Source organism: Coprococcus eutactus, from assembly GCF_001404675.1.
Taxonomy (GTDB): domain Bacteria; phylum Bacillota; class Clostridia; order Lachnospirales; family Lachnospiraceae; genus Coprococcus; species Coprococcus aceti.
Genome location: NZ_CYXU01000005.1, coordinates 126,374 through 144,407, shown reverse-complemented (window position 1 = coordinate 144,407; position 18,034 = coordinate 126,374). Strand labels below are relative to the sequence as shown.

16 protein-coding genes and 1 pseudogene are annotated in these 18,034 nt (G+C 46.2%); 2 read left to right on the top strand and 15 right to left on the bottom strand.

Features of this window, described 5'->3' with window-relative positions; genetic code table 11:
• Positions 1–2: 2 nt before the first annotated feature.
• The 8 genes from ARA78_RS10665 to clpX form a co-directional block, all read right to left on the bottom strand.
• Positions 3–356 carry a hypothetical protein gene (locus ARA78_RS10665; protein WP_055273339.1) on the bottom strand — a complete coding sequence of 118 codons (354 nt, stop codon included), beginning with the start codon at positions 354–356 and terminating at the stop codon, positions 3–5.
• Between the two features lie 41 nt (positions 357–397).
• Positions 398–892: a hypothetical protein gene (locus tag ARA78_RS10660; protein WP_015533893.1), complete on the bottom strand. Its 495-nt coding sequence runs from the start codon at positions 890–892 to the stop codon at positions 398–400.
• A gap of 14 nt (positions 893–906) precedes the next feature.
• Entirely contained in the window at positions 907–1,509 is a 603-nt protein-coding gene (thrH, locus tag ARA78_RS10655) for a bifunctional phosphoserine phosphatase/homoserine phosphotransferase ThrH (protein WP_015533894.1), read from the bottom strand.
• A 101-nt stretch (positions 1,510–1,610) separates the two neighbouring features.
• The gene (locus ARA78_RS10650) at positions 1,611–2,021 is read right to left on the bottom strand and encodes a hypothetical protein (protein WP_015533895.1); all 411 of its coding nucleotides are present in this window, start codon (positions 2,019–2,021) and stop codon (positions 1,611–1,613) included.
• 9 nt (positions 2,022–2,030) lie between these two features.
• A complete protein-coding gene (locus tag ARA78_RS10645; protein WP_055223325.1) occupies positions 2,031–3,692 on the bottom strand; it encodes a S8 family peptidase in 1,662 nt (553 codons plus the stop codon).
• A gap of 138 nt (positions 3,693–3,830) precedes the next feature.
• Positions 3,831–5,669: a DUF885 domain-containing protein gene (locus ARA78_RS10640; protein WP_055280496.1), complete on the bottom strand. Its 1,839-nt coding sequence runs from the start codon at positions 5,667–5,669 to the stop codon at positions 3,831–3,833.
• A 97-nt stretch (positions 5,670–5,766) separates the two neighbouring features.
• The gene (locus ARA78_RS10635) at positions 5,767–6,333 is read right to left on the bottom strand and encodes a manganese efflux pump MntP family protein (RefSeq protein ID WP_015533897.1); all 567 of its coding nucleotides are present in this window, start codon (positions 6,331–6,333) and stop codon (positions 5,767–5,769) included.
• 276 nt (positions 6,334–6,609) lie between these two features.
• Complete coding sequence (gene clpX, locus ARA78_RS10630; protein ID WP_022215922.1) at positions 6,610–8,097, bottom strand: ATP-dependent Clp protease ATP-binding subunit ClpX; 1,488 nt, start codon at positions 8,095–8,097, stop codon at positions 6,610–6,612.
• Between the two features lie 303 nt (positions 8,098–8,400).
• Here clpX and ARA78_RS10625 point away from each other — a divergent pair, with 303 nt between their 5' ends.
• Positions 8,401–8,739 (top strand): P-II family nitrogen regulator, encoded by a 339-nt coding sequence (locus ARA78_RS10625; protein ID WP_015533899.1) that lies wholly within the window; start codon positions 8,401–8,403, stop codon positions 8,737–8,739.
• 71 nt (positions 8,740–8,810) lie between these two features.
• Here ARA78_RS10625 and ARA78_RS10620 read toward each other — a convergent pair whose 3' ends face one another.
• Complete coding sequence (locus ARA78_RS10620) at positions 8,811–9,569, bottom strand: helix-turn-helix transcriptional regulator (protein ID WP_022215920.1); 759 nt, start codon at positions 9,567–9,569, stop codon at positions 8,811–8,813.
• Between the two features lie 311 nt (positions 9,570–9,880).
• On the opposite strand from ARA78_RS10620, the pseudogene ARA78_RS10615 reads away from it, so the two are divergent.
• Positions 9,881–11,137, top strand: a pseudogene (locus tag ARA78_RS10615) (ammonium transporter); the annotation flags it as partial.
• Between the two features lie 312 nt (positions 11,138–11,449).
• Here the strand turns inward: ARA78_RS10615 and ARA78_RS10610 are convergent.
• The 6 genes from ARA78_RS10610 to ARA78_RS10585 form a co-directional block, all read right to left on the bottom strand.
• Complete coding sequence (locus ARA78_RS10610) at positions 11,450–11,902, bottom strand: DUF6465 family protein (protein WP_022215918.1); 453 nt, start codon at positions 11,900–11,902, stop codon at positions 11,450–11,452.
• A gap of 230 nt (positions 11,903–12,132) precedes the next feature.
• Positions 12,133–13,500: a UDP-N-acetylmuramoyl-tripeptide--D-alanyl-D-alanine ligase gene (locus tag ARA78_RS10605; RefSeq protein ID WP_022215917.1), complete on the bottom strand. Its 1,368-nt coding sequence runs from the start codon at positions 13,498–13,500 to the stop codon at positions 12,133–12,135.
• A gap of 105 nt (positions 13,501–13,605) precedes the next feature.
• Positions 13,606–16,074 (bottom strand): ATP-dependent DNA helicase, encoded by a 2,469-nt coding sequence (locus ARA78_RS10600; RefSeq protein ID WP_055273334.1) that lies wholly within the window; start codon positions 16,072–16,074, stop codon positions 13,606–13,608.
• Positions 16,074–16,619, bottom strand: coding sequence for a DJ-1 family glyoxalase III (locus tag ARA78_RS10595; protein WP_055273332.1), 546 nt, complete (start codon positions 16,617–16,619; stop codon positions 16,074–16,076). Before ARA78_RS10595 ends, ARA78_RS10600 begins: the two co-directional genes overlap by 1 nt.
• Entirely contained in the window at positions 16,619–17,149 is a 531-nt protein-coding gene (locus tag ARA78_RS10590) for a CYTH domain-containing protein (protein WP_015533906.1), read from the bottom strand. The genes ARA78_RS10595 and ARA78_RS10590 overlap by 1 nt, the downstream gene beginning before the upstream one ends.
• A gap of 37 nt (positions 17,150–17,186) precedes the next feature.
• On the bottom strand, positions 17,187–18,008 hold the full coding sequence (locus ARA78_RS10585; RefSeq protein WP_015533907.1) for a DUF1189 domain-containing protein: 822 nt from the start codon (positions 18,006–18,008) through the stop codon (positions 17,187–17,189).
• Positions 18,009–18,034 lie beyond the last annotated feature (26 nt).

The following is an 18,034-nucleotide window of genomic DNA, read 5'->3' as shown; positions in this document are numbered from 1 at the left end:
AATCATCTGTTTACAAACGCATCTATGCCCGCCTTCTCGAGCATTCTGTCGTATTGCTCATACATATACTGGACACTGTTCTCAAGAAGATGATAGTGCATTATATATGGAACAAGCAGCACCATGAATGCAAGTGCAAGTATCAGCAGCGATATATTGGCCGTCACTACAAATGTTATACATGTTGCAACCGTCAATACGGCAAACAATACCAGCACTATGAGGTGGATAAGTCTCTCATGCATGAAAAATCCTACCTGCGTGAGATGTCTCTCTGCCTCCCGTGCAAAGTCCACATCATTCCTCTTTAAAAGCTCATCAATATATGCTATATACCGGCGTATCCTCTTTGCCATCTGCCGCATCTTCCTTTCCTGATCCCTGCCGAACCGTCAGGCTAGTTCATCACCTTGTTCATAAAGTGCTCCCACTGTGCGATCACCTTATCATAGTAAAAACTCAGAACATAGGATTCCTCATCCACATCTATTATCATCTGATAGCATTTTCTGTCAGCATTCTCCGAAGACTTGAGCATCTCCTTTGGCTGGCCCGAATAAAATACAACCTTGCCCTCAAAGCTCTTCAGCACATCCTCATAGTCCGCCCTGTCCACAGGCTTATCCGGTACTGACTCCTGGAGGACATCGTTCGCATCGTAATACTTATGACCCTCGAGCAGAAGTGCCTCAATCTCAGGCTCAGTGAATCTGACCTGCATATCACTGGCATATCTGTCAGTATAGAGCTCATTTGCAGAGTTGTCCTCTCTGACTACCGCGCCGTCAAATTCAAATTCCAGGATTCCCTGCTTCTCCGAATATATACATCTGATCAGAGTCGCATCCCTGAAAGAGAGCGTCTCGATCTCATCTACACTCTTGTACTTCATATCTGTATCTCCAACTAGTCCATTGCCTTCTTGATGGCCGCAAGAAGCTCATCGTATGTCTCAAATGCCTCAAGATCAGGATTGTCCGCCTTGATCTGATCTGTGCTCTTGAACAGGAAGCCTGCCTTGCTCGCATAGATCATTCCCAGATCGTTGTGGCTGTCACCGCTTGCTATAGTGTCGTAGCCGATTGACTGCAGAGCCTTGACTGTTGTGAGCTTCGACTGTGGGCATCTCATCTTGAAGCCTGTGATCTCACCGTCATCTGCAACGATCAGCTCATTACAGAATATTGTAGGGTAACCGAGCTTCTTCATGAGAGGGCCTGCAAACTGTGAAAATGTATCGCTTATGATTATCACCTGTCCTATGGATCTCAGCTCATCCAGAAACTCCTTTGCTCCAGGGATAGGATCTATCTTTGCTATAGTCTCCTGTATCTCCTTGAGTCCAAGTCCGTGCTCCTTAAGTATACCAAGTCTCCAGTTCATGAGCTTATCGTAGTCAGGCTCATCCCTTGTTGTTCTCTTAAGCTCAGGTATTCCGCTTGCCTCCGCAAATGCGATCCAAATCTCAGGCACCAGTACTCCCTCTAAATCAAGACATGTTATATACATATTATATTATCCTCCGTTCTTATAAATAGTGTGAATTAATGCATGTCATACTCCTCCCGTTTCTGACCACACAGATGCATTATAGCACAGTATCACGCAGACTAACAATCACTACTTTCAGGCATTTGCCCGGACTTCTTCCATCTGTCCAGAGCGTATCCATAATCCCGGATTATCATGTCGAGCTGCACCCTTTCCGTCACTCTCATGTGGCTTCCCTTCAGGTATACTCCGTCCATGAAACCGGTCCGTATCGTCATTCCGCACTCACCTCTCATCGCAGCCGGTCTCTTCACCACACTTGCACCCGCCGCCTTCTGAAGCTCTTCGTACCTTTCATAATTCTTCTGCCATGCCCTCATATAGGTCTCAACTTTCCTTCCCGGAATATTGACCCTCACTCCACCATAGCGTCCATCCGGGCCCGGGAAGAAATACTCTATCCTGAAGTCATTCTCACTTATTATTAGCGTACCGCCGCTCGCCAGCTCTTCTCTGCATGTTCTTCCCATAACTTATCCTCACACATTCCTGAGACTTTCAAATGTATTGTAAATGTTCAGCAGGCCATATCCCCACTCGGGATTCGGATACTGCCTGATCTCCAAAAGCCCGCCCGAACTTCCCGGTCTCACCGCTCCCCTTATCAGGTAGCCCCTTATCTGGTTGCCGTTTATATTCCTTATCATCTTTCTCCCATACGACCACTCAAGCATGATGGCACTGCAGCCCGCAGTGTATGAAGCCGCCACTGAGGTGCCGCTTCTTATAACCGTCTCCCCGCTGGCTCCTTCTCCCCTTATATTCACTCCGGGAGCGAGAAGATCCGGTTTCACCCTGCCGTCCGCCGTATAGCCTCTGCTGTTGTCTATATACAGATTACCATTTGAGTGATCATATGCGCAAGTGCATATCGCAGTCTCCGCCACCGCCGGGCTGGTTATGGTCACCCCCGGATCACTTGACACAAATCTCGTTCCCGGGGATACAAAGCTGCTTATGGGCAGCCACGCGTTAAAGCTGAGCTCCGTGGTTCCAACACCGTACACCCTTATCCGCCATATACCATTTGCCGGGGTTATAAATCTGAGCATGATGAGCTCCTGCCCAGCAGAATCCTCTACGAGAAAATAGTCGACATATATCATCCCACCTCCAAATATCGGACGGATGATCGAACTCCTGTCATACCTCGGCGATATCCTCTCTATAAATTCCCCGCCGGGAATCTCTATGGCCACCGAGTAGGTATTGGTGGACTTACCCCATATCTCAAGTGTAAAGCTGTTGTGATCTGCCACATCGATCTCAACGACATCATATGCCCCTGTGACGATCCCGGAATAATGATGTCCTGCTCTCCCCTCGTTGCCACCGGCAGCAGATACCGCAAACCCCTGAAGATCTCCTATGTTGTTTATATATTTGTCCAGCGCTCCCGCCCCCGTATGGCTTCCACTGTTGGTCCCAAGCGTCACGAGTATGCTCATAGGTATGCGCAGCTTTTTCTGCTGCTCAAGCAGATATGCTATCGCTGTCATTATGTCAACCTCACTGTACGCATTTGCATCCGATGGAATACCATAAAAACTGCGAAGATTCTCCTTTGCCTGCTTTAACTTCACCACCACCAGGTCTGCCGACGGAGCCACGCTCACAGCCGTTCCCGCGCAGAAGCTTCCATGCCCGGTGGTATCCGTCAATATCCTTTGTCTCTCATCCACAGCAGCCTGTATCTCCTCCGTGCTATACTCCCTGCCGTAGCCGTATGATGCGTTGTCAGCCTCCTCCATAGTCTGATCCCACGCCGCAAGTATCTTTGTCTTACCCCCATCCCGCACAAATGAACTACCAAATATATCGATCCCCGTATCAACGATGCCAAGCAGTATCCCCTTTCCGGTGAGTCCGAGTATATTTTCCTGCTGGATATTGATAACCCCTATAGCCTCAAGAGCTCCCACGTCGTCCATCAGGCCGTACACTTTGGGGAAAAGATTGTACTCAAGCCTTGAAAAGCTCTCCATATACCCGGCCGGAAACGGCTGATATGCCACCGCATATCTGTCGTCTATTATGTTGAGCCCGTATGGCTGATACAGATCCATCAAAGCTTCCCTGTCTCCGTTGTATTCTATTATATATTCCACATAATCCTCTGAGTAAGCAGCATCTGATATCACCGCACATCCCTCCAGGGGCAATCTATATAGTATATGCAGCAAATTCCGAATCTTTACACAAAAATACCGCAGCACGGAAATTTCTCCGGCTGCGGTATGTCTCCATCTGTACATTATATGTACCGGCTATATTCTATTTTATTGTTTTGTTTCAATATACTTCTGAACCTGCTGCTTCAGGATATTGAACTGGCATGGACCTGTCTCGAGAACGACTGTATTGAACTCCTTCAGGTCAAACTTTGATCCAAGCTGTTCCTCAGCATAATCCCTGATCTCCTGCATCTCATAGAAGCCTGTTGAATAACTCTGGTATACGGCAGGATCACCTATCATGGTAGTATACAGATCGTCGGCGGCATCGCCGTTGAATCCATTTTCATTCAGGTAATCTTTTGCTTCCTGCAGTGACCAGCCCTCATAGTTGATTCCTATATCGATCCTTCCACTTATGAGATAATTGATCTCATCGTTTAACCTGTACAGTTTTGCAACGGTGTCCGAATCAGATGCCCCATCAAATGTGTAATAGTTTATGGCATCATAGCACGCATACATTGCCCAGCCCTCCTTGTATCCAAGGAAGCTTAATATGGTACGTACCGGTTCAGGATCTGTTGACATGTAGTATGCATTCTGCAGCATGTGTCCCGGATATCCCTCATGGGCAAGTGTGGTCCACATACCATCCGTATGTTTGCCATTTACCCTGATAAGGTTGTTGTCTTGGTCATCGATCGCAGGTGACATATAGTATGCCAGCGTATTCTCCTGAATATCCTCAAGGCTCTTATCAAGCTTCTTCGCCTGATACTTTATCTCTCCAAAGTCTGGGTAGTTCTTGGTGGCTGTATTCATGAGTATATCTATTATTTCTGAAGGCTCCTTTGAGTCACTGTCTCCAAAGAGGTCATCGTAGTGCTCCACAAAATATTCATATGAATCGTACTGTGTCATGGCTATGGAATACAGATCTGTCATGAGATCTGACAGGTTGTCATCCAGCATCTGTGCCACTTCCTCAGGTGTCTTATCAGTTCCCGCAGCGTCCTTCAAAAGGTAAGCGTAATACTCTTTACCACCTTCATAGCCACACACACCGCCCTGGTTCTTACCGGTTCCCTTGAGCGATGACAGCACATCTATAACATCCTCATATGCAGGTATAAGACTTTCCGCAACGGCCTTCTTATTCTGTTCCTCAAAGTCCGCTATCTCGTCCGCAGTCAGGAAGTCCAGCGCCTCGATGTTATCGTTGAACACCTGTATCATGAAGTGATTGTCCTTGTCCTTGATGAAGTCTTCGCACTGCTCGATGACCTTATCGCACACGGCATCACTCATAAAATATCCCTTCTCGGACTTTGTCTTCTCAAACTCTAGATTGTCATCAAAATAATCCCTTACCATTCCAAGCACCTGGAGATATCTCTCCACATCACCCTTGTCGTCAAAACGGTAGTCTGTGAAATATGTGGATATATTCGACTGCAGTCCCTTCATAGGTGAGAACGGCTCGCTGAGGTATATGTTCAGATAACCCTCTGACTCCGTCTCCAGATACTGATTAAGTATATCGTATGTGAGCTGCTGGCTCTCCGTGAGATCGTCCCTGTCAAATGACTTGAGCTTGTCAAAGGACTCATCAAACTCAGCCTTACGTTTTTTGATTCCCTCATCGCTCATATCCGAATCGCCCAGAGATACCTCCGGCTCAGGAATACCAAGGGCATCCCCATCCTTTATCTCATAGTTGTACGAGAGTGTGTCCGATGTCACACTGTCCACATACTCATCGTGCAGATATTCCTCGAACTCCTTCTGCACCTTTGTGTAGTCGTCCGCATTATCCTTTATTGTTCCTGTGATAGTCTTCTCATCAAACATATGAGAAGTACATGCAGTCATCGACATGGCCATGGCTCCGACAACAGCAGCCACGACAAATCTTCTCATATTCTTTTTGAATCTGGTCATACATCTACTCCTTACTTAATATATTTTCCCTTCACATAACCTATCTACACATTGTATGCCATAAACCATACTATTGTCCATTTATTTTATGTTAAGGTTACAATATACCGAGTCCGTCCAGAACAACCTTTACTCCTATGAGTATAAGTATGATACCTCCGGCAAGCTCAGCCTTTGACTTGTACTTTGTTCCGAATATACTTCCGATCTTCACTCCGACCGCTGAACATATGAATGTGATACATCCTATGAATAATACCGCAAGTATGATATACAGAGTGGACAGCTTGAGGAATGCAAATGACACTCCAACCGCCAGTGCGTCTATGCTGGTTGCAACCGCCAGAAGGAACATGACCTTAAAGCTCATATCTGCATCTACTTCCTCTTCCTCGCCAAACGACTCCTTGATCATACTTCCGCCGATGAACAGGAGGAGCACAAATGCGATCCAGTGTGACCATTTGCTTACCAGATCTGCAAAAAAGCTTCCGAGGACATATCCTACCGTCGGCATAAGTGCCTGAAATCCTCCAAACCACGCACCTGCGATAAGCATGTGCTTCACCTTGATGTTGCGCAGGGACAACCCCTTACAGATAGACACGGCAAATGCATCCATTGAAAGACCAACTGCCAACAGGAATAACTCTGCAATACTCATAATTTTTCTCCTTGATATAGATTTGACGGATGCAGTCACAGACACATATAAAAAGAGACCTCCCGGGCAGCTAAAAGCTGTCCAGAAAGTCTCATCATCTACAGTAATACCAGATTCACGCCATCATCGACCGATGGCTGCCAATCATTATGTTGATATCACAACGCAAGCTCTGCGCTGACTACTCCCTTAATGAACGGTGATATTCTAGCATATTGATAAAATATTATCAAGTAGCATTTTCCTGTTATCGCATTATTGTCATTACAGATCTGTTCAGTCCTGCTTATCGATCTGAGTTGCGCTTGCCTCCTCAAGTGCCGGTGTTCCGCGCAGTTCTATGATAGGGCTTCCCTTGCCCTTTATATAATCACCTGTGATGGTCACCCTTCCTATGGTGTCATCCCTTGGGATCTGGTACATGATATCCAGCATGAATTTCTCTATAATTGCACGCAATGCTCTGGCTCCCGTCTTCCTCTTGATCGCCTCCTCGGCTATCGCCTCGTATGCCGAATCGTCAAATCTAAGATCCACCTCATCCAGTGCAAGGAGCTTCTTATACTGCTTTAATATCGCATTCTTAGGCTCTTTGAGTATGCTCACGTACATATCCTTGTCCAACGCATCAAGTGTGAAGAGTACCGGAAGTCTTCCAAGAAACTCAGGTATCATGCCAAACTCACGGAGATCCTCGGTTGTAACCTGTCTCAGCAGATTCGGATCATCATCATATTTGTCCTTGAGCTCAGCCTTGAAGCCCATTGACGCCTGCCTGCTTATTCTCTGCTTTATAATCTCCTCTATATCAGGGAATGCTCCACCACATATAAAGAGGATGTTTCTTGTGTTGATCGTAGTCATAGGAACCATGGCATTCTTGCTTCCTGATCCAACAGGCACCTCGACATCCGCGCCCTCGAGGAGCTTCAGCAGTCCCTGCTGTACGGATTCACCGCTCACATCCCTGCTGTTGCTGTTCTGCTTCTTGGCGATCTTGTCTATCTCATCTATGAACACGATTCCTCTCTCTGCCTTCTCCACATCATTGTCGGCGGCGGCGAGAAGCTTTGACAGAACACTCTCAACATCATCGCCTATATAACCGGCCTCTGTAAGAGTTGTCGCATCAGTTATTGCGAGAGGCACCTTGAGAAGTCTTGCTATGGTCTTGACTATATATGTCTTACCACAGCCTGTAGGTCCCACCATCAGCATGTTGGACTTCTCTATCTCTATATCATCCATGGTATCTGTGAGAACCCTCTTATAATGATTGTATACAGCCACGGATATAACCTTCTTGGCATATTCCTGTCCCACAACATACTCGTCCAGCATAGCCTTGATCTTATGAGGAGCCGGAATTGTCTTAAGCGTGAGTTCTTCCTCCTGCTTCTTTTCCTTTGGCGCCTTCTTCTTGACTTTCTGTGACTTTGGCACGTCATTCTGTGCCTTGAACTTGGACATATCTATATTGCCAAATGGCATATTTGTCAGATCTATGAACTGCATATTGCCAAGCCCCGGCATGTTGCCAAACCCGGAATTGTTGAAGCTGTCAAATGATCTCTGCATGCAGTCTGCACATATATTTATATCTCCAGGCATATGTATCAGCTTGCCGGCCACGCTCTCCGGTCTCCTGCACAGGTAGCAGTATTTCTCGTAGTCGTCATCGTTGTCCTTATCATCCGATGCATGTCCATCGGTATCCACCGTATCCGGTGTCTTCTTATCTATATCATCATAATTCTCTGCCATATCTCATTTTCCTTTCCTGATTATACATATAGTCTCAGTCAGAAATATAATAACACACATATACCACATTTACCAACACCTGCAAATATGAAATTACTGTAAATTAACCGCTGGCACGCAGCGTCGCCCCGCTTCCGTCCTTAATATTATTAAGTCATTTGTCTGTTTTTTGTATTATTTTACCGCTGGCATCTTTCGAATCGTTTTAAAATTTCGGCATTTGCGAAGTGCTATGGAATTGGATTTTTCGCTATGCTATAATCATAAAAAATAAATCCAACGGGTAAAAGGAGGACTGTAATTATGAAGAAACTTGAAATCGTAGTTCGTTCAGAAAAGCTTGATGATGTAAAGTCAATACTTGATGAGTGTGAATCAACAGGTGCCATGGTATCAAACATCATGGGTTACGGTAATCAGAAGGGATATAAGACAACTTACAGAGGAAGCGAATATGTTGTAAACCTTATTCCAAAGGTAAAGATCGAGACCATAGCAGCAGACGATGTTGCGGACAAGATCATTTTCAAGGTTTGCGAGAGAATATCCACAGGTAAGATCGGTGATGGTAAGATCTTCGTATATGATGTGGCAGATGTCGTTCGTATCCGTACAGGCGAGCGTGGAGAGACAGCGCTCTAATAAGCACAGGTATCCAGTATCATTCCTTTTTCTAAATTGGCAGGCAGTGGCATTTGTCCACTGCCTGTTTTTTATCGTTCAGCTCTGTCTCCCAGTATCTTCAGCAGACTCCCCGGGGTCATCCCTGTATACCACTTAAACTCTCTCTGGAAATGCGCCTGGTCAGAATATCCCATGTCATCCATATAATCCGTGACATGTCCGCCCGGATGCTCCAGCATTTTTCTCACAGTCTCCCTGATCCTCACGATGCGGGCAAACCTCTTGGGGCTGACCCCCAGCTCCTCCACAAATCTCCTATGCACATGTCTAACGGTGCATCCCATCTGCTCAGCAAGCTCTAATATGCTTATCTTCCCTTTTGCCGCATATATGACATCCGCCTGTTTCACGATGTCCGAATCAGCCATGCCATTCCTCTGCCACAACGATCCGCATTTCTCTATATGCTCCGTGATCTCCTCTGTCGCACTCTCTATCGGATCTTCTGCACCATTTCCTGTAAATGCATGATCAGCCGTCAGCAGTTTTTCAAGCAGACGCATATCTTGGGTATCCAGAGTCTCCCTGCCAAATCCAAGATCCTGCTCCACAGATATGAAGCTGCAGCTCTCCTCAATGCAAACAGCCGCCTCCAGTTCACCCGGATACACCCTTTTGATGTGTCCATCCATACATATCACACATATCCCAGCATTCTCCTGTGGCACTATTCTCAGCCCACCCAAGCTGTAACCAGCTCTCACATACACAGACTTCTCATTCTTTTCTATTAAATTAGTATGTACTTCACTGCAAAAATTAACATTCAATAAAATCTGACTATCCATACGCCATCTCCGCATAACTTTATTTATCTTTACCGTATCTTTGCTTTATTATATTAAGTCCGCGCAAAATATAATAAGGTTTATCGTTCCACGTCCGATTTTTTCAATATTTTACCATATCTCAATACTATACTCAACCCAAGTTAGTAATTGAGGTGTGGCACTGAGATACTTATTATCAGTCATATCTCAGTGACGTACGATCAGATATAATGTGCACAAAGATGTGTTTTGTCAGGAGCATACCTGGCGGGACGCATCTTTTTTTATTATCTGATCACTTCCACAACTACAATGTATTAAAAGGAGGAATGATTATGGAAGACGTAAGCACAATTGTATTTGGAGTATGGTTCCTTGTCGGAGCCGCACTGGTATTCTGGATGCAGGCCGGATTTGCAATGGTTGAGGCCGGTTTCACAAGAGCCAAGAATGCCGGAAACATTATAATGAAGAATCTCATGGATTTCTGTCTCGGTACAGTTTCATTCATGATCCTCGGTTCATCACTTCTGCTCGGCAGCAGTGACTGGGCACTCGGAGGTTTCATCGGAAAACCATCATGGGATTTGTTCCTTCACTTTGAAAACTATGACTGGTCAAGCTTCGTATTCAACCTTGTGTTCTGTGCAACAGCAGCAACCATCGTGTCAGGAGCTATGGCAGAGAGAACAAAGTTCTCTGCATATTGTGTATACTCAGCTATCATCTCACTGCTGATATATCCTATTGAGGCTCACTGGATCTGGAATCCAGGTGGCTGGCTTGTAAAACTTGGCTTCCATGATTTTGCCGGTTCATGTGCCATCCATATGGTAGGTGGAATCTCAGCACTGATTGGTGCCGCATTACTTGGACCTCGTATCGGAAAGTTCAATAAGGATGAGAATGGCAAAGTAGTAAAGGTTCACACCTTCCCTGGTCATAACCTTCCACTCGGCGCACTCGGTGTATTCATCCTGTGGTTCGGCTGGTACGGATTCAACGGTGCAGCCGCAACATCTGTTGAGCAGTTAGGTTCTATCTTCCTCACTACTACTATCGCACCTGCACTTGCAACAGTTTCATGTATGATATTTACATGGCTCAAATATGGCAAGCCTGATGTGTCAATGTGTCTCAACGCTTCACTCGCTGGTCTTGTTGCCATCACAGCTCCTTGTGATACAGTCGATGCTTTCGGCGCAGCTATCATCGGTATCGTTGCCGGACTTCTCGTAGTATTCGGAGTATGGCTCTGTGACCACGCATTACATGTTGACGATCCTGTCGGTGCCGTAGCCGTACATGGTGTAAATGGTATCTGGGGAACAATCGCTGTAGGTCTCTTCTCCACAACAACTGTTCCTGGAAATGATACATTAAACGGTCTGTTCTACGGCGGTGGCATTCATCCACTTCTCATCCAGTTACTTGGATTTGCAGCAGTTGCAGCATGGACAGCAGTTACGATCACCATCGTATTCCTGATCATCAAGAAGACTATGGGACTTAGAGTATCTGAGGAGGAAGAGATCAAGGGACTTGATCCTACAGAGCATGGTCTTCCTACAGCATACGCAGATTTCCTGACAACAAAGTAATTCATAATATATAGTATTATCTGCAAGCAAAAAGCCTGTGGTATGAATCAAAGTTCATATCACAGGCTTTTTAATATATTCACATCCACATGCCATGTATAAGCAGTATATGCGGATTCTTCCTGTCTCCATACTCGTGTATTGTCATCTCTTACCCCCTGTAAAAGCATTAGTTAGATTGTCCTAACCCATGACATATTATCACAGAAAGGCACTTATATACAACACAATATTGCACAAAGAAAAAAGATCCCAGTCATTACGACCGGGATCCGTCTTAAAACAAACATCTATAGATTAAAGACTGTAAGAACCTGATTCTCCATCAGCTGTATAATATACCATGCCTGTTTCTGGCTGGTAGTATACGTTCAATTCCTTAACTGTCTTATTGCCAATAACTTCCTTCACCTTAGCAACGATTGCTGCCATCTTGATCTGACCGCCAGCGAACTCAACAAATACATTCTCTGTTGTCTTAGCTGGAGCTGCCTTCTTTGCTGTAGCCTTCTTTGCAGGTGCTGCTGCCTTTGTCTCTTCCTTCTTAGCTGGTGCTGTTTTCTTTGCAGGTGCTGCCTTTGGCTCTTCCTTAACTGGAGCTGCCTTCTTTGCAGGTGCTGCCTTTGTCTCTGTAGCTGCTGTCTTCTTTGCAGCTTCCTCTTTCTTAACTGCCTCAACCTTAGCAAGTGCTGCTGCAGGTGTTGCCTTTGTTACCTTCTTTGTCTCATCTGCCTTCTTTGCTGTAGCCATGATTCTTTCCTCCCAAATAAAAAGTATCTATGTAATCTTATGTATTTATTTTCAAGCTAGGTTGATATTACTCCATTTTTTATGTTTTTTCAATATAACCAAATTCTTTTCTCCCTTTTGTATCGTTTTGGGAATTGATTTACAATAAATGGCAACACTTTACACAAAAAGGCGGTCACAGATCGTTGTAAATCCGTGACCGCTTTTGTCATTTTGTACAAATACACACACTAATTCGTGAGAATATTAACCACTTCACTCAATTTCATTCCGTTTGATCCCTTCAAAAGCACTATATCCTCAGGCTTCATGAGCGCCATAAGGTATATCGCAATCTCCTCCGTGTCAGTGAATGACACAGTCTTGGCATACTTCGTATCACAGGCATCCAGAGCTTCCTTGATCTTCTGGGCATGCTCTCCGATGACTATGACCTCATCTATCTTCTTATCTCTGAGATACTCTCCGACTTCATAGTGGTACTCATCGCTCTTCTCTCCGAGCTCAAGCATATCGCCGAGCACGATATACTTCTTGCCCTCGCACTTCATGTCACAGAGGACATCGGTGCTGGCCTTCATGGAATCAGGGCTTGCATTGTATGTATCGTCTATGATCGTGTATTTGCCAGGAAGCTTGATGACCTTCTGTCTGAGACCTCTGAAATTCTCAAATGCCTTCGACGACTTCTCATATGGAACTCCAAGCTGATGCGACACAGCCATGGCCACCAATGAATTGCGCACGTTGTGCAGTCCCATCACTCCTACCTTGACAGTTACAACGTCATCCCCATGTACCATATCGTATACAGAATATCCATCCTCCATGCGGATGTTAGTTGCTCTGAAGTCCATGCCCTCGCCGCAGCCATATGTGTATACCTTACATGGTATCTCATCCTTGACCGCATACAGCATAGGATCATCACCGTTGATATACAGTGTTCCATTCTCGCCCATGCCCTTGATGATGCTGAGCTTCTCCTTGCGGGTGTTCTCCAGTGAACCCATATATTCTATATGTGCAACGCCTATGGTCGTTATAACGCATATATCCGGCTGAGCTATATCAGTGAGGATGTCCATCTCACCCGGCTCGCCGATTCCAAGCTCAAGAACAGCCGCATCGTACTCGTCTGTCATCCTTGACACCGTGATAGGCTCGCCGTACACCGAATTATAATTGCCCTCTGTGTGGAAGCACTTCATTCCAGCACTGACAGCCGCTGTGATCATCTCTCTTGTCGTGGTCTTGCCCACGCTTCCTGTAACCGCCACAACAGGCATATCGTATCTGTTCCTTATATACTTTCCAATGGCCTGCAATGCCTTAACAGTATCATCCACCCTGATATACGCCTTGTCCGACACCACAACATTGTCATGCTCCGATGTGAGTGTGGCTGCTGCAGTCTGAAGTGCTGATTCTATAAATCTGTGTCCGTCGGTTCTTGTTCCTATGATCGGCACGAACAGATCGCCCTCCTTGGCCTCCTTAGAGTTTATACAGATGTCAGTGAGAACAGTGTTCTCATCTCCGCAGAGGAGTACGCCTCCTGTAGCTTCCAGAATATTTTTTACTGTTATATCTACCATCACTATCCCCTTTTTTCATATTGATAAAATATATACAACCGGGCTTTACCGCCGCTCCGGCTTCATCAGGTGTCCATTATAGCACTGTATTATGCTTTTGTATATTTAAATCTCTTTACTTTTATAATCCCAGAACTGTTCAAGGATCCCGTCCACATTTTGCATGTTGCATATCACGCTGTCATTCCATTCCACAGGAAACAGCTCCGTGTAACGCCTGGTGGCAAATCTCTCGTCTATCAGAAGTATTATCCCCTGATCCGTCTCCGTCCTTATGACTCTTCCGGCAGCCTGAAATACCTTGTTTATTCCCGGGTACTGGTACGCATATCTGAATCCATTCCTGTCGGATGCAGCCTCTTTTTCGTCCGCCGTGGTTCTGCTGTCGAAGTAATCCATCATCAGCTTTCTCTCCGTGCACACCTGGGGAAGACCGGGTCCGACTATTATCGCTCCTATCAGCCTGTCACCAGTCAGATCGATTCCCTCGGAGAATATTCCGCCCATGATACACAGTGCCAGCACATTGTCCTTCTCCTCAAATGCCCTCAGAAAGCTCTCTCTGTCGCTCTCCGTCATGTATTGTTCCTGGGCTATAACTTCCACCCCAAGAGACTCTGGAAGCTCTTCAGTGAGCACATGCACCTTCTCCAGCATGGCATACGATGGAAAGAACACCATATAGTTGCCCGGTCTCGCACTTATCACGCGCTCTATATAGCTGTAAATGTTCCTGTACATCGCCTCATTACGGTTCGTGTATCTGGTCGTGACATCATTTGCTATCATTATCTTCCTGTTCTCCGCAGAAAATGGAGACGGGATGTATATTGCCCTGTCCTCCGGGCAGTCCGACAGCATCTCCATATAATATCTGACAGGAAGTATCGTAGCCGAGAAAAACACCGTGGCAAGCCCTTTGTCCAAGCAGTTTCTTATGTTAACTGCAGGCTTGACGCAGTACAGTCTCACCACAAATCTTCCGTCATCCCTTATCTCGTCATACACGACATAATTCTCATCCATCATCTCCGCAATGTTCAGAAATGAGGTGAGATTAAAATAAAAGTTCAGGACTTCCTTTCTCTCCGGGATCTGCCTGTGCTCCTCCAGAAAGAGCTGTATTGCTTCATGGAGGCTGAGCAATTTCAGGTGAAGAGGTGCTATGCTCGAGAGCACCCTGTATCCCTCCTCAGGAACCTCCTTCTTCATCGTAAGCAGCTCTCTGTTGCAGCTTCCTATATGTCTTGCCATACGGTCGCCATACTGGGCTGTGAGCTTCTTGAGCTCCAGAAAGTCCTCCTTCACAATCTCCGCACTGTACATGGACGAAGCCCTGTCCACAAGGTTGTGCGCCTCATCCACAAGGAATACATAATCTCCCGGCTTACCGCCCTCTGCCGCAAAGAACCTCTTGAGGCTCGCCCTCGGATCAAAGACATAGTTATAGTCACATATCACCATGTCAGCAAACAGACTCACATCTAGGCTCAACTCAAACGGACACACCCTGTGAGCCTGTGCGTACCGTATTACCACATCTCTGTCAACCACCGTCTCATGTAATACCACGTCGTACAGCGCATCATTTACCCTGTCAAAATGCCCCTCGGCATACGGACATACCGCAGGATTGCAATCCACCTGTTCCTGACAGCATATCTTCTCTTTTGCCGTGAGTATTACAGTCTTAAGCCTGAGACCTCTGTCCTCCAGCAGCTCCACCGCATTTCTCGACACAGTGTGGGCTATGGTCTTGGCTGTCAGATAGAATATTTTCGACACATGTCCCTGAACCATGGATTTTATGGACGGGTACACCGCCGCCATGGTCTTTCCGATTCCAGTTGGTGCCTGGACATACAGATGTTTTTCCTGCTCAATAGCCCTGTACACATACAGAGCCATCTCCTTCTGGCCCTTCCTGTACTCAAATGGGAACTCCATGTCCGAGATGGACTGATTTCTCATGAGCTGATGCTTTTCCACCAGATCAATCCATTTGCAAAGCTCCGCCATCATTGATCTGAACCATTTCTCCAGATAGCCAAATGAATATCTCCGCCTGAAGAACTTCTCCTTCTCGCTGTCAAGGTTTACATAACTTATCCTTACATCTATCCAGCTATAATTATTCTCTTTTGAATATATATACGCATAGCACATCGCCTGGGCCGCGTGGACGCGCTGCGGGCTCTCCATGTCATCGAGGTTCCTGTATATGCCCTTTATCTCATCTATAAGCACATCGCTGTCATGGAAGTCCACAGCATACCCCTCTGCCATGTCAAAGCCGTCGTCAATATCCCCGGACTCTTCCTGTTCGCCACCGCATCTGTCTATGATTCCATCAGCCCGGCCCTCCACAGTTATCAGATGTCCGCCAAGCTCCTCTGTATACCGGAGCGGCACCTCTGAATTATAATGAGACCCTGCCCTTTTCTGAAGCTTCCTGTGAATCCTGCTACCCGCATTCATCGCTTCTCTGGACAGAGTCCCACTACTGCTATCACTTATATCGCCACTGCGGAAGATGAATTCCACCAGGCTCCTAACTGATATTTTTATATTCATTATCTCTTATATACTATCTTCTCTGCGAGATCGTCCGCAGTATGTCTGTCTATGAGTATCTCAACCAGCTTAAGTGCAAATTCTATGGCTGTTCCCACTCCTCTGCTGGTGATCACATTTCCGTCCACCACTACCGGCTCCGTGCTGTGGCGCTTCGCCATGAGCTGATCCTCACATCCCGGATAACATGTTGCATTCTTGTCCGCAAGCACGCCAAATGCGCCAAGTGCTGTAGGTCCCGCACAGATAGCAGCCACATAACCGCCTCTGTCATTCTGTGCCTTGACCATGGCCTGAACCTTTGAATTTGTCTTGAGGTTCGGAACCCCCGGAATACCTCCAGGAAGAACTACAAGATCGCACTGGTCATCGATCTCTGATAACTTCTCATCCATCGTGACCTCCATGCCGCGCGCTCCTGTCACTGTATCCTGATCGTCAGCCGACACCATCAGGCACTCAACTCCGGCTCTCCTCAAGAGATCCACCACCGTGAGAGCCTCTACCTCTTCATAACCTGTTGCAAATAAAACTCTTGCCTTCATCACTTTTCCTCCTTATTCGCACTCTTTACAAAACTGTCTATATCACGTCTGTCCATGCCGCTCAGGGCGCTGTTCTGATAGATACCGTCCTCAGTCACATCCCTACCAAACCACGTTGGCGGCACAAATGTATTTGCAAATTTCTCCTCCGGGAATTCAACCTCAGCATAGGTGAGTCCGCCAAATATCCCGTCGAACACGTCCAGCTCGATCTTCAGTTCCCTGTCCACTTCACTGTCACCACAGGTTCCGTCTGTATCGGAAAGCGGTATTATATACCGGTCCTTCTCTATTATATTGCCGTCTGCCTTACATCTGAGATTCCTGTATTCATCCTCGTCCAGATCCATCTCGAATTCCTGCCTGCTGAGCAGTCCCTTGGATTTGACCGTGAGCACACGTCTGTCGTCCGTTCTCCTGATCCTTATGACCGGCTTCACGGACACATACATCTGTTCCATGTGCTTCACCTGATATTTTGTCAGATCGACAGGTATCTCATGTACAAGGTATTTTCTCTCTATCTCCATATATGCCTCCACCTATTCAAACCAAATGACCGCCTTATCAGAACACATCTCCCGGCGGTATATCTCCACTCACATAGCTTCCTATAGCTTTGTTCATAAATACCATGGACACGACAAGTGCGATGATCCATACAACAAACGAGGATAACAGATATCCAAGAGCAGTGTTGACCGACATTATGAACACCGCCAGAGTCTGTGCATAGACACATATCGTAAATACCTTGCCGTAGGACAGTCCCGTGTTGAGAATTCTTGCAAGTCTATTGCCCGCTATACTGAATATCAGCGCAAGGAGAAGCTGTCTGCCCGCCGATGCCACCATCACCGCAATGAACATGATCACCATGTACATATAAAATACCGGTGTCAGTACCGCCAGCTTGCTATTGTTGAAGCCATCCGGCAGGAACATGTATTTGAGCGGTGTCTCCATGTAATCATAGCCCTTGCCATCTGAGACCATTCCCATGACTATATTCTCACTTCCTATGGCGATGTACACTCCATCCGTTTCCATGGAGTCAAGGTTCACTGACGCATTCTCCGTGTTGATGTACAGAGTAGCATTTCCTATCTCAAGCTGCATATCGTGTTCCATGTCGAGCTTATTGTCATGATATGTGAATGCCGGGATCTTATTTGTTATGAGATTCCTCAGACCTCCGACCTTGCCAACCCAGAATATGGCGTCTATTCCAAACTCTATAAATGCCAGTAAAAAGGATATGATCACCACAAACCACACAAGGCGTCCCGTCTTCAGCTTAACCAGTTGTTTGTAATTCTTCGGACTGCTGACCGCTATCGACAACTGATCGAGCAGCGTCACCTTCTTGTTCTCTTCCTGTTCTTCCATATAAATCTCCAACTCTAATAATTATT